This is a genomic window from Flavobacterium psychrotrophum (assembly GCF_003403075.1).
GTDB lineage: Bacteria > Bacteroidota > Bacteroidia > Flavobacteriales > Flavobacteriaceae > Flavobacterium > Flavobacterium psychrotrophum.
Map to the genome: position 1 here is coordinate 1546296 of NZ_CP031557.1, position 21876 is coordinate 1568171.

At 40.1% G+C, this 21876-nt stretch carries 23 protein-coding genes; 3 read left to right on the top strand and 20 right to left on the bottom strand.

Annotation, left to right across the window (positions count from 1 at the left end):
- From DYH63_RS06735 to DYH63_RS06760, 5 genes are all read right to left on the bottom strand, one after another.
- On the bottom strand, positions 1-612 hold the full coding sequence (locus DYH63_RS06735; protein ID WP_369692829.1) for an ATP-binding cassette domain-containing protein: 612 nt from the start codon (positions 610-612) through the stop codon (positions 1-3).
- Positions 613-938: 326 nt separating this feature from the next.
- Positions 939-1250, bottom strand: a complete 312-nt coding sequence (locus DYH63_RS06745) for a hypothetical protein (RefSeq protein ID WP_116788081.1) — start codon at positions 1248-1250, stop codon at positions 939-941.
- Between the two features lie 67 nt (positions 1251-1317).
- Positions 1318-1836, bottom strand: a complete 519-nt coding sequence (locus DYH63_RS06750; protein ID WP_116788082.1) for a hypothetical protein — start codon at positions 1834-1836, stop codon at positions 1318-1320.
- 57 nt (positions 1837-1893) lie between these two features.
- Positions 1894-3183, bottom strand: coding sequence for a DEAD/DEAH box helicase (locus DYH63_RS06755; protein WP_116790761.1), 1290 nt, complete (start codon positions 3181-3183; stop codon positions 1894-1896).
- 111 nt (positions 3184-3294) lie between these two features.
- Complete coding sequence (locus tag DYH63_RS06760; RefSeq protein WP_116788083.1) at positions 3295-4773, bottom strand: helix-turn-helix domain-containing protein; 1479 nt, start codon at positions 4771-4773, stop codon at positions 3295-3297.
- Between the two features lie 136 nt (positions 4774-4909).
- Between DYH63_RS06760 and aceB the strand changes: the two genes are divergently transcribed.
- On the top strand, positions 4910-6493 hold the full coding sequence (gene aceB / locus DYH63_RS06765; RefSeq protein WP_116788084.1) for a malate synthase A: 1584 nt from the start codon (positions 4910-4912) through the stop codon (positions 6491-6493).
- 79 nt (positions 6494-6572) lie between these two features.
- A complete protein-coding gene (gene aceA, locus DYH63_RS06770) occupies positions 6573-7850 on the top strand; it encodes an isocitrate lyase (RefSeq protein WP_116790762.1) in 1278 nt (425 codons plus the stop codon).
- A 178-nt stretch (positions 7851-8028) separates the two neighbouring features.
- Here aceA and DYH63_RS06775 read toward each other — a convergent pair whose 3' ends face one another.
- From DYH63_RS06775 to rsfS, 7 genes are all read right to left on the bottom strand, one after another.
- Positions 8029-8808 (bottom strand): superoxide dismutase, encoded by a 780-nt coding sequence (locus DYH63_RS06775; protein WP_116788085.1) that lies wholly within the window; start codon positions 8806-8808, stop codon positions 8029-8031.
- Positions 8809-8817: 9 nt separating this feature from the next.
- On the bottom strand, positions 8818-9078 hold the full coding sequence (locus DYH63_RS06780) for an acyl-CoA-binding protein (RefSeq protein ID WP_116788086.1): 261 nt from the start codon (positions 9076-9078) through the stop codon (positions 8818-8820).
- A 3-nt stretch (positions 9079-9081) separates the two neighbouring features.
- Positions 9082-9735: a phosphatidylserine decarboxylase family protein gene (locus DYH63_RS06785; RefSeq protein WP_116788087.1), complete on the bottom strand. Its 654-nt coding sequence runs from the start codon at positions 9733-9735 to the stop codon at positions 9082-9084.
- Positions 9725-10546: a phosphatidate cytidylyltransferase gene (locus tag DYH63_RS06790; protein WP_116788088.1), complete on the bottom strand. Its 822-nt coding sequence runs from the start codon at positions 10544-10546 to the stop codon at positions 9725-9727. The genes DYH63_RS06785 and DYH63_RS06790 overlap by 11 nt, the downstream gene beginning before the upstream one ends.
- 1 nt (position 10547) lies before the next feature.
- Positions 10548-11147: a lactate utilization protein B/C gene (locus DYH63_RS06795; protein WP_116788089.1), complete on the bottom strand. Its 600-nt coding sequence runs from the start codon at positions 11145-11147 to the stop codon at positions 10548-10550.
- Between the two features lie 104 nt (positions 11148-11251).
- On the bottom strand, positions 11252-13183 hold the full coding sequence (ftsH, locus tag DYH63_RS06800; RefSeq protein ID WP_116788090.1) for an ATP-dependent zinc metalloprotease FtsH: 1932 nt from the start codon (positions 13181-13183) through the stop codon (positions 11252-11254).
- 17 nt (positions 13184-13200) lie between these two features.
- Positions 13201-13572 (bottom strand): ribosome silencing factor, encoded by a 372-nt coding sequence (gene rsfS / locus DYH63_RS06805; protein ID WP_116788091.1) that lies wholly within the window; start codon positions 13570-13572, stop codon positions 13201-13203.
- Between the two features lie 96 nt (positions 13573-13668).
- On the opposite strand from rsfS, the gene DYH63_RS06810 reads away from it, so the two are divergent.
- Positions 13669-14397 (top strand): biotin--[acetyl-CoA-carboxylase] ligase, encoded by a 729-nt coding sequence (locus tag DYH63_RS06810; RefSeq protein ID WP_116788092.1) that lies wholly within the window; start codon positions 13669-13671, stop codon positions 14395-14397.
- Here the strand turns inward: DYH63_RS06810 and DYH63_RS06815 are convergent, their stop codons facing one another.
- The 8 genes from DYH63_RS06815 to DYH63_RS06850 all read right to left on the bottom strand — a co-directional run bounded on the left by DYH63_RS06815 (position 14398) and on the right by DYH63_RS06850 (position 21871).
- Positions 14398-15138 carry an acyl-[acyl-carrier-protein] thioesterase gene (locus tag DYH63_RS06815; RefSeq protein WP_116788093.1) on the bottom strand — a complete coding sequence of 247 codons (741 nt, stop codon included), beginning with the start codon at positions 15136-15138 and terminating at the stop codon, positions 14398-14400. It lies immediately after the preceding gene.
- A complete protein-coding gene (gene miaA / locus DYH63_RS06820; protein WP_116788094.1) occupies positions 15122-16042 on the bottom strand; it encodes a tRNA (adenosine(37)-N6)-dimethylallyltransferase MiaA in 921 nt (306 codons plus the stop codon). Before miaA ends, DYH63_RS06815 begins: the two co-directional genes overlap by 17 nt.
- Entirely contained in the window at positions 16032-16904 is an 873-nt protein-coding gene (locus DYH63_RS06825; RefSeq protein ID WP_116788095.1) for an ion transporter, read from the bottom strand. The genes miaA and DYH63_RS06825 overlap by 11 nt, the downstream gene beginning before the upstream one ends.
- Positions 16905-16925: 21 nt before the next feature.
- Positions 16926-18293, bottom strand: a complete 1368-nt coding sequence (locus DYH63_RS06830) for an exonuclease domain-containing protein (RefSeq protein WP_116788096.1) — start codon at positions 18291-18293, stop codon at positions 16926-16928.
- Between the two features lie 99 nt (positions 18294-18392).
- Positions 18393-19055 (bottom strand): YggS family pyridoxal phosphate-dependent enzyme, encoded by a 663-nt coding sequence (locus DYH63_RS06835; protein ID WP_116788097.1) that lies wholly within the window; start codon positions 19053-19055, stop codon positions 18393-18395.
- Positions 19039-19551 (bottom strand): hypothetical protein, encoded by a 513-nt coding sequence (locus DYH63_RS06840; protein ID WP_116788098.1) that lies wholly within the window; start codon positions 19549-19551, stop codon positions 19039-19041. Before DYH63_RS06840 ends, DYH63_RS06835 begins: the two co-directional genes overlap by 17 nt.
- Before the next feature lie 17 nt (positions 19552-19568).
- Positions 19569-20783 (bottom strand): DUF1015 domain-containing protein, encoded by a 1215-nt coding sequence (locus tag DYH63_RS06845; protein WP_116788099.1) that lies wholly within the window; start codon positions 20781-20783, stop codon positions 19569-19571.
- A 203-nt stretch (positions 20784-20986) separates the two neighbouring features.
- Positions 20987-21871, bottom strand: a complete 885-nt coding sequence (locus DYH63_RS06850; RefSeq protein WP_116788100.1) for a 3-hydroxyacyl-CoA dehydrogenase family protein — start codon at positions 21869-21871, stop codon at positions 20987-20989.
- Positions 21872-21876 lie beyond the last annotated feature (5 nt).

The following is a 21876-nucleotide window of genomic DNA, read 5'->3' on the forward strand; positions in this document are numbered from 1 at the left end:
TTATGTATTTAAGTATCCAAGAGACGTAAGACCGGCTTCATTTTTTATGGAATGCAATGCTCCATCTTTCAGCAAAAAGTTTTTATTGCTAATTTCGAGTACGTCCTTATAGTAATGGTCGGTTACAATAATACCCTTTTTATGGGTAAGGCTAAATAAAAGTTCTTTTATCTTTTCTTTATATAATGGCTCAACCATCGAGAAGGGTTCATCAAGCAATAGGAATGGATGGGGTAGGTTTGCGATAAGCAAAAGTTCAAAATAACGCAACTCGCCCATAGACAACTTGCCTGCTACTATATTGGCTATCTTGTGAATATTTGGAGCATAGAAAATTTTGTCCTGCCCGGCGCTATCTGTAAAATATAGCGAAATTATATCTCTAACTTTTAAGTGTTTTGGCAGAAATTGATCTTGCGGTAAATAGCTTATCAACTGTTTTGAAATAACATCTTTTGTTTTTACTTCTGTACCATCATAGGTCAGTGTAATTTTTTCTGCTTTTTCTTTACCAAATAATATCTTTAAAAGCGTAGACTTACCACAACCATTACTGCCAAATAGCCCCAATATTTCACCCGTATTTAGTTCAAATGAAATATTGTTTAGCACAGTTTTATTGCTAAAAGACTTGGTGAGGTGTTGTATAGATAAATTATGCATTATAATAAGGCTATGATTGCCAGGAGTGGAAGCGCGATTGCCAAATTAAAAACAAAAGTTATAGTTATTAACCTGAGTTTGCTGTACCCAAGATTGTGATAAAAATAGTATTGATTTTGAAAATAAAAATTATAGCAAAGTATCGCCAGACCAAGACCAAAAGTACAAAATACTACGGGCAGCCATATAAAGCCGCTAATAATTGCTACAATAAGTGAAACGGCACAGTTAAAAAGATTTACCGTAAGGTAGTACGTAAAAAAAGCCTTCAATTATTACTGCTTGTTGTGCGATAAAAGTTTTTTAATGATGCTGCTTTCTGCATTTCCTGTAAGTGCATCATTTCCTGTAACAAGCAAACCTTTATGGCCTGTGTTCGACTCTATGCCATAAACCGTGGCCTCATCATCCGGGTTAGTAGCACCTTCATAAAAATATACATGTACAATGTCAAAATCAGCATCGCCAAAACGGCCTGCATGGCTGGTAAGATAGTTGTCTTCAAGGTTAAAGTCTTCTGTAAAGCCTTTTTCGCGAAGTTCGTCTATGGCTTTAGCTACCGTGGCGTAGTGGTAAGTGATGCTCATAATAGTAAGTTTTGCAGGTTAATACCCAAATTTACATAATTGATATTACATCTGCCACAACCGTGTGTTAATTTGTGGCGGTAATGCTGTAAAATTTAAACTTGCCGTTTACTTTTATAAATCGAAATGCCTGCCTTGTACCCGCATGACCCTTAGAAAGTTCGTTTGGAAGGTAGGTGTCTACCCATACGTCGTACACCCTGGTTTCTTTACTGTTGGCAGGTAATCCCGGCACCTTAAGGTTTTTGATGACAACAGAGCTAAACCCATAGCCACGTTTTGATAATGCCCTGTAAATAGCCGATTTTGTAAAGCTCTTGCTCGCCCCCTCGAAATACTCGGCAGCGGGTACAAAAAATCCGGAAGGATTATATTCTCCCGCCTCAGCGCATTGCTCACATTCTACTTTAGATAAAGAAAGTGCAAGGAACTTTACCTGGTCGCCTTTTGTAAAAGCCTCTATAAGGCTTATAAAGGTTTTATCGAGTACATCCCACTCGTTATTGCTTTTTTGGGCAGTGGGAGCAGGATTTTGTGCATAAGCAAGGCTTGTAAGCAGGCAGAAAATAAAAACGATTTTTTTCATGTAGATGATAACAGCTTTTTGGCAAAAATAGTATTTATTATGAAACAAAAACGCCGGTTAGTACCAGCGTTTTTTATTTTTTTTAGATGCTTCAGATTTTCTTGAACCATCACCGCCGCCAGCGGGCTTTGCTTTCCCACTACGTTGGTTTGTATTTTTAGGTTTGTTGCGAAGATCTGGCTTTTGCCCTTCAGGCTTCGGTGCATTAGCATCAAAAGGATAAGGATGCCCATCTATAACCTTGATCTTCATTTTTATAAGTTTCTCAATATCCTTAAGGTAGGTAAGTTCGTCGCTTCCGCAAAAAGATATGGCAAGTCCGCTGTTACCGGCGCGTCCTGTACGCCCTATACGGTGCACATACGTTTCAGGTATATTAGGCAGGTCAAAGTTTATAACATAAGGCAGGCTCTCAATATCAATACCACGGGCTGCAATATCTGTAGCCACAAGTACAGGTATCTCCTTGTTTTTAAAAGCATCAAGCACACGCTGGCGCGAGTTTTGCGATTTATCGCCGTGTATGGCACCACTTTCTACGCCGTTCTTTTTAAGCGCTTTAACAACATTATCGGCACCGTGTTTTGTACGGGTAAATACCAATACGTTGTTAAGGCTTTCGTTGCGAATAAGGTGGTATAGTAGTTTACGCTTGTCTCCCTTATCTACAAAATAGACCTGCTGCTTTACCTTTTCGGCCGTAGATGATATTGGTGTAACCGATACATACTGCGGCTTGGTAAGGAACGAATCTGCCAGTTCCCTGATAGGAATAGGCATTGTAGCAGAGAACAATAGCGTTTGCCTGTTTTCGGGCGTTAGCTTTATAATCTTTTTTACATCGTTAATAAAGCCCATGTCCAGCATTTGGTCGGCCTCATCAAGCACCAGGTGGTGCATGTGGTCAAGGTTTATATGGCCTTGTTTGTGCAGGTCGAGTAAACGCCCGGGCGTTGCCACCAGTACATCTACACCCTTTTTTAACTGGTCTACCTGAGATACCTGGTTTACACCACCAAAAATAGTCAACTGACGAATGTTAGTATACTTACCATACGTATCAAAGCTTTCGCCTATTTGCAGGGCAAGTTCGCGGGTAGGGGTTACTATAAGTGCACGAATGTATTTTACTTTTTTATTAGAGCCAACAATACGGTGAATGTTGTTGATAATAGGAATAGCAAATGCAGCTGTTTTACCGGTACCCGTCTGGGCACAGCCCACAAGGTCAATACCTTCAAGAATGATAGGAATGGCTTGCTCTTGTATAGGGGTAGGGGCTTCATAACCTTCTTCGGCTAGTGCCTGCTGTATATTTTTTATTAAATTAAGATCTTCAAATTTCATAAGTACAGTACCGCTAATGGGTACAAACAATTAGATTAAGCTGCAAAGGTAATGATTTTAGGCGGGTTTTGCAGGTTTAGGAATAAAATGCTGATGGCTAAATAATTATGGTTAGCTAAATTTTGCAGTAAGCTCTTTTACAACATCTTCTGTCTTTTTGTTCTGTAGTTTTTTTTGCAGCCTTACAGGAGCTGCGGCACGCACCTCACAGTTAAGTATGTCGCAGGTTTCGCAGGTAACACCTACAAGCATACGGGGTATGGGGTTTTGTTTAAGAAAAGGCACTTTAGCCTGTAGTTCTTTATTATGCAATATACCCAGTGCGATGCTTCTGTACTTGCCTGCCTTAAAAGGGTCTTCCATAGAAGATGACAATACAAGATATTCATTATCAGTATGCACATATTCGGATATTTGCGCACCAAAGGCGGCCTTACTTTTAGTAGCGGCTATTTGTTTCAGGGTGCGCATGCCTACCCAGCGGCGGCAGTAATGCTCATTATTGTCGTTAGCGTGTGGCTCCTGAAGGTTAGTAATGTGCAGTTCTTTTTCCAGGCGAAACTCATCATGTTCAGGATCGTGCGAAAACCTCAGGAAGAAAATGTTGCGCATGTTAAAATCGCGGGGCAGTATGTTTGTAAGGCGCTGGTAAAACGTTTCGGGCGAATCGGTAAAAGAGTTCATCATTTCCAGTAATAACTGAGGTTTCCAGTTCTCTTCTGCAAAAAAGTCTTTTAGTTTGGCTACCAGGTTACGTCGCGGAATAATAAGTGCACCGGCAAAATATGACGCGTAAAAGTTATTAAGAACCTGGTCAAAGGTATCAAACTTTATCCATGAAAAGGTATAAAGCCTGTCTTGTATGCCCAGGTAATTATAGGCTATTTCCTTAGCATAAATAAATGTTTTTTGCGATTCGTCTATACCATCACTTAGTAGCAATGTTTTAGACGATGGCACAAAAACCGACCTAAGGCTCGTTAGCTCGTTGTACTGGCTCAGCGCATCAGAATTAACGGTATACCCGTTTTCTTCCAAAAGTACGTCGTGCAATTCCTGCGGATTTATTTTTTGGTCAAGGTCAATGTTGTAGGCTTTTGCAAAAAGCTCAGCTTTCTTTTCGAGTTCGTCAAAATAATTATTCTGGGCTTCCTGATAGGAGCGTAGCGCAGCCAGAAAGAAACTTTCGCGACCCAGGTTATAATGTTTGGCAATTTCGATAAGGGTTGATATAAAGGCATTGACTTTAACCGGTGCTTCGGCAATAATGTCAATAAGGTCGCTTTCGCGAATACCAAACAGGTCGAGCGGAATTTCTTTTAGAAGGCGTGATTGTAAGATTTCGCCAATAGGCGCAAGGTTCTTGTCCAGTTTTAAAGACACCAGATGGTCATAACTGGTTTCGAGCGCTTCGGCAATCAGGAGTATCTTGTCGCGTTTGGGGTATTTTTTTCCTTTTTCAATCTCGTTAAGGTATGATTTAGATAAGCCTGTTTTTTTAGACAGCCCAAACAGCGAGAGGTCTTTCTCGTTGCGGATCTGCTTCATCTTAAGCCCAAAAATAAGGCGTATGTACTCTTCTTCAACCATAAATGCAAATATTAGATTTTTTTGCGGACAATCAAATAAAATTTAAATTTTAAAATTTAGCGAACGTTCGCTTGTTTTGTAAAAATTTAATTTATAATATTGCCCTGTACTTAGTAACCCAAACTCAATCAGCATTATGGAAACAAAAGTTGAAAAAAGCACAGTAGCAATAACGGGCCAGCCCTATAGTCGTATACTTACGCCAAGGGCATTACAATTCCTGTCTGCCCTACACGAAAATTTTAATAATAAAAGACTTGGCCTGCTAAGCGACAGAGCGGCGCTGCAAGAACGGTTTGATAAAGGCGAGTTGCCTGTTTTTCCGCCGGAAACAGAGTATGTGCGCGATGGTAAGTGGACTGCGGCAAAACTGCCGGCAGACCTGATAGACCGCCGTGTAGAAATTACCGGGCCGGTAGACCGTAAAATGGTAATAAATGCGCTAAACAGCGGTGCTAATGTTTTTATGGCCGATTTTGAAGACAGTTGCTCTCCAACGTGGGCAAACCTTATGGAGGGGCAGCAGAACCTTAAAGATGCTGTAGATAAAACTATCAGTATGGAACAAAATGGCAAAAGCTATACGTTAAACAATGAAACGGCCACACTGCTGGTACGCCCGCGGGGTTTACATCTTGAAGAAAAGCACCTGCAAATAAACGGTGAAAATATGAGTGCTTCATTGGTCGATTTCGGCCTTTATTTTTATCATAATACGCAAACGTTATCGTTAAATAATTCAGGGCCATATTTTTATTTGCCCAAGTTAGAACATTATAAAGAGGCACGGTGGTGGAACGAGGTTTTTGTCTTTGCTCAGCAATACCTTAATATTTCGCGTGGTACAATAAAAGCCACCGTGCTTATTGAAACAATCACGGCGAGTTTTCAGCTCGACGAGATTATTTACGAGCTGCGGGATCATATTGCAGGTCTTAACTGTGGCCGCTGGGACTACATTTTTTCATACATCAAAAAACTGAAAAACCATCCAGGCTTTATGGTTCCGGACAGGGATCAGGTAACCATGTTGTCCCCCTTTATGGCTGCCTATTCGCTCAGGGTAATTCAGCGCTGCCACAAACGCAACATTCATGCTATAGGCGGTATGGCAGCGCAAATTCCTGTTAAAGACAATGAAGAGGCAAACAAAGCTGCATTTGATAAAGTAGTAGCCGATAAAGAGCGGGAAGCTAAGAACGGGCACGACGGTACCTGGGTAGCGCATCCGGCTTTAGTGCCACTTGCTAAAGCGGTATTTGATGAAAATATGCTGACACGAAACCATATTCATATAAAGCGCAATGATGTGCAAATTACAGAAGCGCAGTTACTGCAAATGCCTCAAGGCAGCATTACAGAGGCCGGTGTACGAAAAAACATTAATGTAGGTATTTTATATGTAGAAAGCTGGATTAGCGGAGCAGGTGCAGCCGCACTTTACAATTTAATGGAAGATGCCGCAACTGCCGAAATATCGCGTATGCAGCTATGGCAATGGATAAAAGCCGGTGTTGCCCTTGATAACGGTGCACAACTTAGCCCTGAACTTTACGAAGTTTGGGTGGCCGATGAGCTTGATAATATTAAGGAATATATAGGAGCTGTACGTTTTGACAACGGAAGGTTTGATGAGGCTGTACAGTTATTTAGTAGTATGGTATTGGCAGAAGTTCCGGTAGATTTCCTTACGCTGGAAGCCTATAAGTATATTGACTAAAAAAATGCCTGCCGGATGCGGCAACATACGGCAGGCGGAATTAAATAATCATAACAATCATTTAAAGCAAAGCAAAAGTATGAAAACTGACGAAAGAATTCAAGCATTAGTTACAGATTGGGAAACAAATCAGCGCTGGAAGGGTATTGAAAGGCCTTATACTGCTGAAAAGGTAGTAGAATTACAGGGATCTTACCAGCTGGAATATTCTGTAGCCCGCCGTGGTGCCAATATCCTTTGGCATAAATTAAACAACCAGCCTTATATAGCCGGCCTTGGTGCACTAACAGGAAACCAGGCCATACAGGAAGTAGAGGCGGGGCTTGAAGCCATATACCTTAGTGGGTGGCAGGTAGCGGCAGATGCAAACCTTTCTGGCGAAATGTATCCTGATCAATCGCTATACCCTGCTAATAGCGTACCCAGTGTAGTAAAGCGTATAAATAATGCCCTGTTGCGCGCTGACCAGATACAGAGCGTAAATAAAATAGAACCTAAAAAAGATTACCTGGCGCCTATAGTAGCAGATGCCGAAGCGGGGTTTGGCGGTAATCTTAATGCCTTTGAATTAATGAAAGGTATGATAGAGGCAGGTGCTGCCGGTGTTCATTTTGAAGACCAGCTTTCTTCGGCTAAAAAATGCGGCCACCTTGGCGGTAAGGTATTGGTACCTACCCAGGAGGCTATAAACAAGCTTATTGCGGCACGCCTTGCAGCAGATGTTATGGGAGTACCTACACTTATTGTAGCCCGTACTGATGCCGATGCGGCTAACCTGCTTACAAGTGATATAGATGAGCGCGACCGCAAGTTTATTACGGGAGAAAGAACTGCCGAAGGTTTTTACTATGTAAACTGTGGGGTAGAGCAGGGTATAGACCGCGGACTTTCTTACGCACCATATGCCGACCTGCTGTGGATGGAAACGTCTACACCCGACCTGGAGCAGGCACGCCGCTTTGCAGAAGGTATTCATGCGCAGTTTCCGGGTAAGCTGTTGGCTTACAACTGTTCGCCGTCATTTAACTGGGCAGCAAGGCTGTCTGTTGCAGAGATGGAAACATTTCGTGAAGAACTGGCGGCTATGGGCTATAAATTCCAGTTTATTACTCTCGCAGGTTTTCATGCGCTTAATACCAGTATGTTTGAGCTTTCTAAAGCCTATAAAGAGCATGGTATGGCAGGTTATAGCCAATTACAGGAAAGAGAATTTGCTTTGCAGAAAGATGGCTTTAAAGCGGTAAAGCACCAAAATTTTGTAGGTACAAGTTATTTTGATGCTGTACAAAATACGGTTACAGCCGGTACATCATCTACCGTAGCAATGAAAGACTCTACAGAAGCTGCACAATTTTAATTATTAATAACCCAAATGTTTGCATAACCACTGATTTTTTATTTTAGTTTGATTTAGCAAAGAATCCTGATTCATTTCAGGGTTCTTTTTGTTTTTTACCATTCAACTGTTACACTTAGAAATAAAAAGAGGCTGCCTAAATATTTAGACAGCCTCTCCTGCGTTATAGTTTATGCTATTATTTTTTTATGGCAGCTTCATATTTTTTAGAAACGGCATCCCAGTTAATCACATTGTAAAAGTTAGTGATGTAATCAGGCCTTTTGTTTTGGTACTCCAGGTAGTAAGCATGTTCCCAAACATCAAGCGCAAGAATTGGTTTACCGTTTATTGCCTGCCCAGGCATTAATGGATTATCCTGATTTGCAGTACTACCTACGGCTAGTTTACCATCTTTAGTAACCACAAGCCATGCCCAACCAGAACCAAATTGTTTAGTTGCGGCTTCTGTAAACTGGGTTTTAAAAGCTTCAATGCTTCCAAGGTCAGCTTTGATAGCTTCTGCAAGGGCTCCTTTAGGTTCGCCACCGGCATTAGGACCCATTATTTCCCAAAATAATCCATGGTTATAATAACCACCCGCATTATTGCGCACCGGTTTATTTTCAAGGTCAAGGCCTGCAAATATTTCTTCAATAGTCTTACCTTCAAGCGGTGTGCCCTTTACAGCTTTGTTTAGTTCATCTGTATATTTTTTATAATGCTTAGAGTAGTGTATCTCCATTGTGCGTGCATCAATATTTGGAGCAAGCGCATCATATTTATAAGGCAATTTTACCAGTTGAAATTTTCCTGAAGCATCGTCTGCTTTAATATCATCAGGATTTCCTACCGGAGCAGAAGCTTCTTTTTGTGCTTCTGGTACAGCCACTACTTCTTCAAGGTTATTTTTTTCTTTGCAAGACTGCAATGCAGCAACTGCGATTAAAGCCGAAACGAAAATTTTTACTCTTTTCATATCAGGTAATTATTTAGTTAATGAATCTATTATTTCTATATATAGCCTTTTGGCTTCATCGGCACTCAGGTGTCTTATTTGCATCCAGGCATTCATCTTAAAAGCGTCTCTTAAATTAAAAGACTGATGATGATTAACTACTATACCGGCTGTAGCCTGTTTATAGTAGGCATAAATACGGAGCATCACATCCTGAGGCAAGGCTTCGGTCATGTTGCATGCCCTTTCATAGGCATCCTCAAAAAGTGTGTCCAGTTCTCTATCAGGCATATATTATGCTTTAGTTGCTATAATGGTTTTACCGCCTATTGCTTTTTGGTTCAGTTTTACATTTACCTCAGTACCTAAAGGTAAGAATAAATCTACCCTCGACCCAAATTTTATAAAGCCTGCATCTGTACCCTGTACTACCTGCATGCCCTGCTGTGCATAGTTTACAATTCTGCGGGCAAGTGCACCTGCTATCTGGCGGTATAGTACCTCTCCAAAAAGATTGTTTTCTATTACTACAGTAGTACGTTCGTTTTCTTCACTGGCTTTTGGATGCCATGCTACAAGATATTTACCGGCATGGTACTTACTAAATTTTACAAGTCCATTTACTGCATAGCGCGTTACGTGCACATTTATGGGCGACATAAAGATAGATACCTGCAGGCGTTTGTCTTTAAAATATTCCGGTTCGTAAACCTCTTCGATCACTACCACTTTGCCGTCTACCGGCGCTATGATGTTGTGGTCTGTGGCAATTACATGACGCCTTGGATTCCTGAAAAACTGAAGTATCAGTATAAGAAATACGAGTACTGTGATTTGTACAATTTTCAGCAGCCAAAAGCTGTGTATGAATTGTTCTGATAAAAGCACAATAGCTACTGAAATAGCCAGGGCTCCGAAAATAATTTTAGCTCCTTCTTTATGAAACATATTTTAAGATTTGGTAATACAAAAATAAGAAAGGTATTGCAAACAAAACACTGTCAAGGCGGTCTAATATACCACCATGCCCCGGCATTATGTTACCACTGTCTTTAACACCGGCAGCACGTTTAAGTTTTGATTCTACTAAATCGCCCAAAGTGCCAAATATAGAAAGGATTGCGGCAAAAGCCATCCATTGCATTGGTGTAAGGAAAGTGTAATATAAGCCTAATATATAAGCACCGGCAACTGTAAAAATTACGCCGCCAATAAAGCCCTCAATGGTTTTTTTAGGCGAAATACGCTCAAACAGCTTATTCTTCCCAATGCTTTTACCTACAATATAAGCAAAAGTATCATTAGCCCATATAAGCACGAACATACCTATAATTACATAAGGATTAAAAGTAAAAGCAGCGTTGCCATCAATAAAAGGTAATTTGATGATGAGCAGAAAAGGAATAATAACATAGCCTGTAAGGCGAACATATTTTGCAGTACTGTCTTTTAGCTTAGGCGTATCGACAGAAAAAAGTTCGATTAGTAAGCTAAAAGATACAACTAGCGCCCCTATATTTAATAAAAGGTTAGTATAAAAATTGCTGCTCCTAAAAATTCCGAAAAGAATTATTCCTATACCCGCCATTACATAAGGTAAGACACCCTTTAAGCTAGAAAGTTTACAAAATTCATAAACCGCAACTAACATAAATATGCTAAACAGCATTACAAAACTTGTAGGGGAGAGTAACGTGGCACCTATTAAAAGTACGATATAGACTAATCCTGATATCGATCGGGTAAGGCTTTCGTTCATACTACAGGTCTTCTAAAAGCAAGAGGTACAGGTTTTTGGCAACACTGCCGTAATGAAGAAAATCTTCATCTTTTGCTTTTTCAAAATATTTTATGGCTGTAATATTAGTAGGATATTCTTTGTCGTATTTTATTTTAATAGATCGTAAGCAATCGCTCTTGTTGCCCAGTATCTGGCTGGTGGTAGCATAGATAATCATATTGTCCGGCAGGTCGCTGGGTTTGTATTGCTTTATTTGTTTTGAAGAAAACAGTATAGAACCTTCTTCTGCAACAAGGCTTTCGCAGGTAGCTAATATAAATTTAGGATGGTGTGGCTTATCGTAGATGAGCTTGTTTTCGTCAAGAAGAGAATAGAGTTTTGGCTCAAAACAAAGGGCTTCGCACTCAAACCAGTCATTTTCTTCAAGCACGTTTAAAAACTGCTCATGTACTTCTCCTATATTATCGCAGTAAATAAACTTACCGCCGTTTTTCTTAAAATTTAGCGTAAACATTTCGTCTACAGGTAAATCCTGTTCAGGAAGAAAGTGATTTGCATCTGCATTTTTCTCTTCTCCTGAAACTTCTCCTGTGCCAAAAATTTTCTTGAATAGGCTCATCCTCGTTAAATCCCCGTTTTTGCTTTAAATTCAAAGATAAAAAAATCTTAATTCAATTTCGCAATCGAATTAAGATTTTTAGTGTTTATTTATGTTTTTCGTAACTACGCTTCGGTAACTACTTCAGCACCTGATTTTTCAAAAGGCCTTTTGCCAAAAATTTCTTCAAGGTCATCTTTAAAAATAACTTCCCTCTCAATAAGGATATCGGCAAGCTTAAGAAGTTTATCCTTGTTATCGTTCAATATCTGGATAGCTCGCTGATATTCTCCTTCAATAAGTGCTGATATTTCTTTATCTATCAGTTGTGCGGTTTCTTCAGAATAAGGCTTAGAGAAGTTATATTCACTTTGGCCTGTACTGTCATAATATGTAACGTTGCCCAGTTTCTCATTAAGTCCATATATGGTAACCATGGCACGGGCTTGTCTTGTAACTTTTTCAAGATCGCTAAGTGCGCCTGTAGATATCCTGTTAAAAATAACTTTTTCAGCAGCACGTCCACCCATAGTTGCACACATCTCGTCAAGCATCTGGTCTGGTCTTACAATAAGTCTCTCCTCAGGCAGATACCATGCAGCACCCAGGCTTTGTCCGCGCGGTACTATAGTAACCTTAACAAGAGGGGCAGCGTGCTCTAGCATCCAGCTAACTGTTGCATGGCCTGCTTCGTGTATTGCAATAGCGCGTTTTTCTTCGGTAGAAACAATCTTATTTTTCTTTTCAAGGCCACCTACAATACGGTCCACCGCATCAAGGAAATCTTGTTTATCAACCGCTTTTTTGTCTTTACGGGCAGCTACAAGGGCAGCTTCGTTACAAACATTTGCAATGTCAGCACCGCTAAATCCTGGAGTTTGCTTGGCAAGGAATTCTGTATCAAGGTCTTCGGATTTCTTAAGTGGCTTAAGGTGTACTTCAAATATCTCCCTACGCTCACGAATGTCCGGAAGGTCTACATAAATTTGCCTGTCAAAACGTCCGGCACGCATAAGTGCTTTGTCAAGTACATCTGCACGGTTAGTCGCGGCAAGTACAATAACATTTGTATTGGTGCCAAAACCATCCATCTCTGTCAGTAGCTGGTTAAGTGTATTTTCGCGTTCATCATTAGATCCGCTAAAGTTGTTTTTACCACGGGCACGGCCTACAGCATCAATCTCGTCAATAAATATGATTGCAGGAGATTTTTCTTTGGCCTGCTTAAACAGGTCGCGAACACGGCTTGCACCAACACCCACAAACATCTCAACAAAATCTGAACCTGATAGCGAGAAGAATGGTACTTTAGCTTCGCCTGCAACGGCTTTTGCCAGTAGGGTTTTACCAGTTCCCGGAGGGCCTACAAGTAAAGCTCCTTTTGGTATTTTACCACCAATGTTGGTATATTTTTCAGGATTTCTAAGAAATTCAACAATCTCCTGAATTTCTTCTTTAGCACCTTCAAGGCCTGCTACGTCTTTAAAAGTAACTTTAATATCGTTTTTTTCGTCAAAGAGTTTAGCCTTGCTTTTTCCAATATTAAAAATTTGGCCGCCACCGCCACCGGCACCGCCGCCAGCCATCCTGCGCATCATAAACAGCCATATACCGGCAAGAACAATTAACGGAAGGATACCAACGATCCATTCCATATAGTTGCCTTTTGTTTTATAGTCGTAAGAAGTAAGGAAACCTTTAGAAGTTGCCTCATCCAGTTTTTTCTGGAAAAGCTCGTCGTTACCAATTTGTACAAGATAATGAGGGCCTTTTGTGTTTTCATTTTTAAAAACATCTTTCTCAACATCTTTGTGCAATGGGTTTGTGAGTGCTTGCTTATTAAGGTAAACCTCAGCTTCCGTTTTATTATAAACTACAACCTTATCAACTTGTTTTTGATCCAGATACGTGTAGAATTTAGAAAGTGAAATTTCCTTTGGCTCGCTCCAGGTTGTTGCTCCTGAAAAATAATTGATACCCAGGAACATTAAGAGTATACCGCCATAAATAACCCATGGGCTTATTTTCAGCTTGTTTGGTTTATTATCTTTTGACATGGATTGCTTTTCTTCTTTTAGTAATTGTTAGCTATAGACGTAATACGGGCGTCTCCCCAAAGGCTTTCTATATTATAGTATTCTCTAATGTGCTTTTGGAACACGTGTACCACAATATTTACATAGTCCATAAGAACCCATTCGCCATTCTCAGTACCTTCTACGTGCCATGGCTTGTCTTTAAGTTCTTTAGATACTACTTTTTGTATAGAGTGTACTATGGCATTAACCTGGGTGTTACTGGTACCATTACATATTACAAAATAATCGCAAACAGTATTATCTATTTCCCTAAGGTCCAGGATGTCAATATCATTACCTTTTACTTCTTCTATCCCTTTGATGATATTTGCTAACAAATCATCATTGCTTACATTTTTTTTTGCCATCTAAAATTTTATATATTACGCAAAGTTACCATTTTTTGTGTTTAATTTTGAACCTAAATATACAAGAAAAAACACAAAAAGCTGATATCTTTTTAAATGAATATTATCAAACTCAGTGCCATAAACTCTACAAATGATTTTCTTAAACAGCTTTTGTCTACAGGCAATGTTGAAAACTTTACTGTAGCAGTTGCAGAGCATCAGACGGCCGGTAGGGGGCAAATGGGCGCGCAGTGGAATGCAGAGGCGGGTAAAAACCTTACGTTTAGCCTTTTGATAAAGGATTTGCTTACCGATATTAATGGCATATTTGGGCTAAATGTAGCCATAGCCGTAAGCATTGCAGAAGCACTGGCTGAGTTTAATATTGAGGCACTTTCTGTAAAATGGCCAAACGACATTTTGGCAGTTAATAAAAAGCTTGGCGGGGTTTTGATAGAAAACATCATAAAAAGTAGTGGCGACATCTATTCTGTCATAGGGATTGGCATAAATATAAACCAGCACGACTTTACCGGACTGCCAAAAGCGACATCGCTTTTAGTGGCTGCAGGAAGGGAGTTTGACAAGGAAGAAGTAATGACTGCCATTCTTGCGAAAATAAAGCGGCATACAACGGCTATTTTAAACGGCAGTATTGACGCTTTATGGGATACATATCATAGCATGCTTTTTAAAAAGGGAATACCTATGCCTTTTGAAAAAGATGGCAGGCAGTTTATGGGTATCATACAAGGGGTGTCTAAAAATGGCAGCCTGCGTTTGCTCCTTGAAGACGAAACCATTGCAGAATACGGACTTAAAGAAGTACAATTGTTATATTAATTACTTCCAGTTGAGTTCCAGTGCAAAGCAGGGCTTGTCTTCTTTATTGATGCTGAAAAATGTTTGCTTGTCCTGCTGTGTCGCTACAAGCTGAACGTCCTGACCTAGCTGTAGTTCGCGCATAAAATTCATATCAAAGCTTAGTAATTGCTGTCTTAATAGCGGCTTATAATCAATGGCATCCAGGCACCACTCCAGGTACTTTACATTATTAACATGATTTACAATATCCAGGTCGCTAAGTACTACTTTGCGCTCGCTGTGCAATTTAGCATCGGGTTGTAGTGTTACTTTCTTGAAAGATTCTGATGTGGCTTCTTTTTCAGGGTATTTTATAAAATGTTCATGTGGTAATGCAAGAGCCTCGGCTTTACGAAGTTTTGTATTAAAAACAGCCCAGTAGGTAACACAGCCCACTATTTTTTTATCGCCCACATACATTTCTAACGCACGTATAGAGCGTGAACCCTGAAGATCATAAATCCAGGTTTTTACGGTAACAATATCGCGCCATTTAGGCAACGATTCTATTTCAACACGCATGCGGCTCAGTACCCATGCCTGATGGTGCTCCTGCATATCAGTAAAACTCAGGCCGCCTTTTTCGGCGTGGTAGCCGGCTGTAAGTTGTAACAGGTTACAAAGTTCTGTATGCTTTAACAGGCCATTTGGCGTACATTGTACAAAATTTATCTCCCAGTCATGGCTGTATATCGATGTAAAATCAGTAGCTATTGGCATGAGTAGTGTGTTCTATGTAATTAATAATATCCGCAGGTGCAGTGGTAAAGTCAAACCATTTAGCTCCTTCGGTACGTTTAAACCAGGTCATTTGCCTTTTGGCAAAACGCCGTGTATTCTTTTTTATTTCTTCAAGAGCAAAATCCTGAGCTATTTCGCCGTCAAAGTAGCTGAATAATTCACGGTAGCCTACTGTTTGCAAGGCATTCAGCTTTTTATGTGGGTATAAAGCCCTTGCTTCTTCAATAAGGCCCTGTTGTACCATGATGTCTACCCTACGATTTATCCGGTCATACATTAATTCCCTTTCAGCTTCAAGGCCAATGACAACAGGTGTGAACTTGCGGCTGTTTTTTTTGATATTCAGGAAAGAAGAGTAGGGTTGGCCACTGCCAATACACACTTCAAGTGCGCGCATAAGGCGTTGCGGATTGTCTTTTGCTACTTTAGCATAATGTACAGCGTCAAGCCTTTCGAGTTCCTGCTGAAGATATTCAATTCCTTTAGCTTCATAATCAGCTATAAGCTTTATTCTCACGGCAGGATCAATATCGGGGAAATCATCAAAACCTTTCAGTACGGCATCGATATATAAACCAGATCCGCCCACCATTACAGCATAATCATGCGATTGGAACAGTTCATCAAGCTTTGCAATAGCATCACGTTCAAAATCGCCTACCGTATAGTCTTCAAAAATGCTGATGTTTTGGATAAAATGATGTGTTGCCTGGGCTAATTCATCAGTGGAGGGGACAGCTGTGCCAATTGCCATCTCCTTAAAAAACTGCCTGCTGTCTGCCGAAATAATTTCGCAGTTAAAATGCTTTGCTATTTCAATAGCCATGGCGGTTTTTCCAATGGCGGTAGGGCCTACAACGGTTATCAGGTATTTACTTGGCATTTTGTGTTTTATCTGGGTTTATCAATGAGCCACATTTATAGCAAAATTTGGCATCATCGCGATGTTGCTGTGCACCACAATTAGGACAGGCTTGTGTGTTTAGCTGTGGCGGAGCAGCATTATTTATAAACTGTGCTGTAACAAGGCCTGTAGGTACAGCTATAATGCCGTAGCCCATTATCATGATAATTACAGATATGAATTGGCCAAGTGGTGTAAGCGGTGTAATATCGCCAAAACCTACAGTAGTTAGCGTTACAATAGTCCAGTAAATACTGGTAGGGATGCTTGTAAAACCGCTTTCAGGCCCTTCAACCATATACATAAGTGTACCCAGGATGATACAGATAACCATAACGCTAAACAGGAAAACAGCTATTTTTTCCCTGCTTTTTTTAAGGGCTGCAGTAAGCTGGTTTCCGGCACCTACAAAGTGGGTAAGCTTTAGTATCCTGAAAACTCGAAGTAAGCGTATAGCTCTTATGGATATAAGAAAACGATACCCATACCCCGGGAAAATAAAGCCGACATACATGGGAATTGTAGCCAGCAGGTCGATGATGCCGTAAAAACTGAAGATGTATTTTAAAGGCTGCCTTAACGATGCTATGCGCCCTATGTATTCTATGGTAAAAAATATGGTAACCACCCATTCTATTACACCTAGTGCATAACCGTACTTAACCCTGATGGGGGCAACAGTTTCTAGCATTATGGCAACTATGCTAAGCAGAATTACAAAGAGTAGTATAATGTCAAAGGTTTTGCCCAGCGGTGTGTCGGCTTCATAAATTATGGTATGCAGCCGGTCACGTTGCTTTTCGGGCAATAGGCCTCCTTTTGTAGATTGGGGTGTATCCATATACTAAAGATAAGGAATCTGCTAAAAACGGATGGTTTTAAGCGCTTTCTTTTTACGGATGTACTCCTGTATTATTTTCTTGGCATCCTTGCTGTTCTCCATTGGTATAAGGATATTTTTAAGGATGTCTATTTTATTGACCTGATAGTTTAAATTAAAGAATGCATAGCCTTTATAAATACCATTTTCTATCAATACAGCGCTACGTTCTTCTATAGTACGTCCGCGGTCTATAATTATAATACTCTGGTTATAAAAACTATTAGCATTAATGAATTCTATAACCCTTGCGTTATAATCTCCCGGTGCTTCTTTATGAATGCAGGCACCATTACAACCACCCAGTTCATACGGAAAACAGGCTGTTTTTATAGTCGGGTCCATGCCATTAATCTTTTGGCACAACTTGTATTTTTCAGTAATGCGGTATTGCGCACTTTTAGCTTCTACCGGGCCGGGAAATGAGATGATCTCTTTCTTGCGGCCGTCAGTTTTTTCAAGCTTAAGGGCTATATAGCCATCAGCATCTTTAACAGGATAAAGGGATAGAGGGAATACCGTTTTCTTTTCAGCACGGTTTAGGATAGGTTTGTTAACCTTAATCTCCTGGCATTCTTTAAGCAGGGCAATAAGTTCGCTGCCCGTTTCTTCGTAGGTAGTGGTAAAGGCTTCACGCTGAATGCGTTTTGACTTGCGCGATGTACCTGTAAAGTGCTGGTTAACGCGCTTTTTAATATTACGGCTCTTGCCAAGGTAAATCAGCGTACCATCTTCTTTGTATATATAATACACACCTGTTATAGATGGGATACTGTCCAGCAGGTCTTTAAGGCGTGGGGCAAGCCCTTTTTTCTCGCCCTCTGTTTTAATGAGTGCTTTTACAATTTCCTTTTCTACATCTTTTTGCAACAGCATTTTAAACAGCTGCACGGTAGCAAGTGCATCACCGGTAGCACGGTGCCTGTCGCTCATAGGGATGCCCAGTGCGCGCACCAGTTTACCCAGGCTGTGCGATGGCTGTTCGGGCATTAGTTTTTGGCTGAGCTCTACAGTACAAAGGGTTTGTTTTTCGAAGTCAAAACCCAGATTCCTGAACTCAGTGCGTAATACACGGTAGTCAAACTGGGCGTTGTGGGCTACAATAATGCAGCCATCGGTAATTTCGATAATGCGCTTCGCCACTTCATAAAACTTGGGTGCGCTACGCAGCATGGCATTATTAATGCCGGTAAGTTTTACCACAAAGGGCTGTATGGGTTTTTCGGGGTTAACAAGGCTTATAAACTGATCTACTACCTCATGGCCGTCATATTTATATATGGCTATCTCGGTGATGCCTTCCTCATTAAATTGTCCCCCTGTAGTTTCTATGTCAAGTATTGCGTACAAGAAAAAAGTATCAGGTTTAACATTACAAAGTTCGTAAATGTACGCAATTTTCTGTGCAAAAGCACTAATTAACGTATTACAAAAAGAAATAAAACGGCCTTACCTGCCACCAAAAATGCTGCTGCCAATACGTACCATGGTACTGCCACAATCAATAGCAATCGGGTAATCGCCGCTCATTCCCATACTAATTGTTTGTGGTTTATAGTTCAGGGTTTGTGGTTGCTCACTCAGGCGGTCAAAAATCGCCTTAAGGTGTGTAAACTCTTTTTTAATCTGCACTTCATCATCAGTAAAAGTAGCCATACCCATAAGTCCTGTAATGCAAATATTTTCCATTTGTCTGAACTCTTCTGAATCTAATAACTCGTTAAGTTCAGCTTCACTTAGCCCGAATTTAGTATCTTCTTCGGCGATATGAACTTGTAGTAAACAATTGATAACCTTACGGTAGCGTTTGGCCTGCCTGTTTATTTCGGTTAGTAACTTAAGGCTGTCCACACCATGTATAAGGCTAACAAAAGGTACCATGTACTTTACTTTGTTGGATTGTAAATGGCCTATCATATGCCATTGTATATCCTTTGGCATTTGTTCCCATTTCTCTACCATTTCCTGTACTTTGTTCTCGCCAAAAATGCGTTGCCCAGCGCTGTAGGCTTCCATTAAATCAGGCACAGGCTTTGTTTTGCTCACGGCTACAAGGGTAACGTGGGGCGGGAGTGAGGCTTTTATTTCGAGTAGGTTATTTTGTATTGACACGTTGATTTATTTTGTTTAGTTTTTGATCAATCAGGATTTTTTTAAATTCTTTTGCATTGATGTCTAATCCATGTAATAGAATTTTGATATTAGTTTTACTGCTAAAATTTAATCCTCCACCACTAATCATTATTTTTCCGAATACCGTCTTAGGTAAAGAATATTTGCTAATACTTTCTTTTAGATTAATATCAATATAATCTTTCTTATTGCATGTATAAGAAATTGAATTTATTTGTTCTGTGCTAATAAAAATATTGTAAGTAGTATATGTTATGCCTTCTTTAGAAATAATTAGAGGGGGATTTCTACGGACTAATCCAATAAAATTAGTTATAAATAAAGTAATGTGAAAAATAAACAGCAAAGTTAAAACAAGACCTAAGATAACATGGTTTATCGTTAATAAGATGCAAACTGCGACAACCATTCCCACAAAAAGTAGATTAAAAATAGTAGTGCTTTTTTTGTAGTGTATATTTACTTGTTCAGACATCTATACAATTAATTTAGTCATAACTCATACACCACCAGCCCGCTCCTGAACTTTGGTTCAATGTATGTGCTTTTTGGCGGCATGATAAGATTGTTATCTGCTAATTGTTTTATTTCATTGATGGAAGCAGGATACAGCATAAAGCCTACAGCGAATGTACCTTCGTCTACCATTTCCTTAATGGTCGTGATGGGTTTATTGCCGGGAATGTAGGCAATGCGCTCATCATTTCGCAAATCGTTTATGCCAAGTAACGGTTGAAGTACTTTGGTATAAAGTATTTGTGCATCAAGGCTTTCTATTGCAGATTCAAATTGTTTATCCTTAAGTTTCAGCGCGTAAAATTCGCCACCAAGGTACATCCCAAATTCAAATTTTTGTTCAGGTTTCCAAAGCTCCATGTGGCGGTTTTCGATATCGAAATCCTTAGCTAAGGCTTTTAAAAATTGGCTTTTTGTAAGTCCGTTAAGGTCGTGCACCAGGCGGTTGTATTCATATATTTTAAGGTCGCTTTCTGCAATAAGAAAACTCATAAAATAATCAAGATTGACATTACCTGATGATTTGTCCTGCTCATACAGTAGTTCTGCCGAAGCAGATCTATGGTGACCGTCGGCTATATAAAGGCTTTCTATATTGCCGAACTGTTTTTGCAGCCATTGTATTTCCTGTTCATCACGAATACGCCATAGCGTGTGCTTATCGCGGTTAAGCGAAGAAAACAGGTATAGCGGACGTTTTTGTTTTCGCTGTGTAATCCAGTTTTTAAGTTCGGGATTGTCAGGGTAGGTAATAAGCACAGGCTCTGTGTTAAAACCCGTTTGGTGCAGGTAATCTTTAAAATACTCTACCCGATAGGCAAGAGTATCTTCGTGCTTTTTAATAATGTTGTCCTGGTAATCTGCAATAGATGTACCGGCTATTATCCCTGTAAACGTCTTATTCTTACTTTGAATTTCATACAGGTAGAACACAGGAGCTGCCTCCTGTTTTAGTATTTCCTCATCTTTATATTCCCTGTATTTTGTGTGAACCGATTTAAAGCGCACCGTTTCAGACAACTTGTGCATATTTACATAAGCAGGGTTAAGCACGTGCAAAAACGAGTACGGATTATAATCCAGCTGCGATGCAAGTTCGGCTGGGCTGTATTCGTCATATGACCGGCAGGTTACCAGGGTTACTTTATCGCGCGCCGGGCGTACTGCTTTAAATGGTACTATTGTTGCCAAGGGGTTTGTTTAAAGTTTTGGGTTATTAAATTTGTCTGACGCGGTTTTGCGTATTGTCATTGCGAGGAACGAAGCAATCTTATAAAGTATAAAATTAAGATTGCTTCGTCGTTCCTCCTCGCAATGACGGCGAGTGAGCAGTATTATTATTAGTATTTATACGCATTGAACGCTTTCTACTGCAAAACTGTGACAATCACAGCCTACTTCTTATACGCTACTTTCTCAGCTTTTTTGCTTTCGCTATAGTCATAAAAACCTTCGCCAGATTTTACGCCCAGCTTACCTGCGCGTACCATGTTTACTAAAAGTGGGCAAGGAGCATACTTAGGGTTTTTAAAGCCATCGTGCATTACGTGCAGTATAGAAAGACAAACATCAAGGCCAATAAAGTCGGCTAACTGTAGCGGCCCCATTGGGTGTGCCATACCCAGTTTCATTACTGTATCTATTTCGTAAACGCCTGCAACGCCATTATACAAGGCTTCTATGGCCTCATTAATCATAGGCATCAGGATGCGGTTTGCCACAAAGCCAGGGTAGTCGTTAACTTCTACAGGAACTTTACCCAGTTTTTCGCTCAAATCCATTATGCTCTTAGTAACTTCATCAGAGGTGTTGTACCCACGAATGATCTCTACCAATTTCATAATAGGCACAGGGTTCATAAAGTGCATACCAATAACTTTATCCTGCCTGTTAGTTACGGCTGCTATTTGTGTTATTGAAATTGAAGATGTATTGGTAGCTAATATTGTATTAGCATCGCAATAGCTATCCAGGTCTTTAAAAATCTTAAGCTTAAGGTCTACATTTTCTGTAGCCGCTTCTACCACAAGGTCAACGTTTACTACACCATCCTGAATATCAGTATAAGTAATGATGTTGCTGATGGTTTTGAATTTATCTTCTTCAGTAATGGCTCCTTTAGCCACCATACGGTCGAGGTTGGCAGCAATGGTAGCCATACCTTTATCTAATGATTTTTCTGAAACATCAATAAGCTTTACATTAAAGCCACTTTGTGCAAAAGTATGGGCTATACCGTTACCCATGGTGCCGGCGCCTATTACTGCAATGTTTTTCATATCGT

Coding starts and splice junctions, on each gene's coding strand:
- DYH63_RS06745 (WP_116788081.1), bottom strand. CDS start 1,250: ATGAGCATCACTTACCACTACGCCACGGTAGCTAAAGCCATAGACGAA.
- DYH63_RS06750 (WP_116788082.1), bottom strand. CDS start 1,836: ATGAAAAAAATCGTTTTTATTTTCTGCCTGCTTACAAGCCTTGCTTAT.
- DYH63_RS06755 (WP_116790761.1), bottom strand. CDS start 3,183: ATGAAATTTGAAGATCTTAATTTAATAAAAAATATACAGCAGGCACTA.
- DYH63_RS06760 (WP_116788083.1), bottom strand. CDS start 4,773: ATGGTTGAAGAAGAGTACATACGCCTTATTTTTGGGCTTAAGATGAAG.
- aceB (WP_116788084.1), top strand. CDS start 4,910: ATGGAAACAAAAGTTGAAAAAAGCACAGTAGCAATAACGGGCCAGCCC.
- aceA (WP_116790762.1), top strand. CDS start 6,573: ATGAAAACTGACGAAAGAATTCAAGCATTAGTTACAGATTGGGAAACA.
- DYH63_RS06775 (WP_116788085.1), bottom strand. CDS start 8,808: ATGAAAAGAGTAAAAATTTTCGTTTCGGCTTTAATCGCAGTTGCTGCA.
- DYH63_RS06780 (WP_116788086.1), bottom strand. CDS start 9,078: ATGCCTGATAGAGAACTGGACACACTTTTTGAGGATGCCTATGAAAGG.
- DYH63_RS06785 (WP_116788087.1), bottom strand. CDS start 9,735: ATGTTTCATAAAGAAGGAGCTAAAATTATTTTCGGAGCCCTGGCTATT.
- DYH63_RS06790 (WP_116788088.1), bottom strand. CDS start 10,546: ATGAACGAAAGCCTTACCCGATCGATATCAGGATTAGTCTATATCGTA.
- DYH63_RS06795 (WP_116788089.1), bottom strand. CDS start 11,147: ATGAGCCTATTCAAGAAAATTTTTGGCACAGGAGAAGTTTCAGGAGAA.
- ftsH (WP_116788090.1), bottom strand. CDS start 13,183: ATGTCAAAAGATAATAAACCAAACAAGCTGAAAATAAGCCCATGGGTT.
- rsfS (WP_116788091.1), bottom strand. CDS start 13,572: ATGGCAAAAAAAAATGTAAGCAATGATGATTTGTTAGCAAATATCATC.
- DYH63_RS06810 (WP_116788092.1), top strand. CDS start 13,669: ATGAATATTATCAAACTCAGTGCCATAAACTCTACAAATGATTTTCTT.
- DYH63_RS06815 (WP_116788093.1), bottom strand. CDS start 15,138: ATGCCAATAGCTACTGATTTTACATCGATATACAGCCATGACTGGGAG.
- miaA (WP_116788094.1), bottom strand. CDS start 16,042: ATGCCAAGTAAATACCTGATAACCGTTGTAGGCCCTACCGCCATTGGA.
- DYH63_RS06825 (WP_116788095.1), bottom strand. CDS start 16,904: ATGGATACACCCCAATCTACAAAAGGAGGCCTATTGCCCGAAAAGCAA.
- DYH63_RS06840 (WP_116788098.1), bottom strand. CDS start 19,551: ATGTCTGAACAAGTAAATATACACTACAAAAAAAGCACTACTATTTTT.
- DYH63_RS06850 (WP_116788100.1), bottom strand. CDS start 21,871: ATGAAAAACATTGCAGTAATAGGCGCCGGCACCATGGGTAACGGTATA.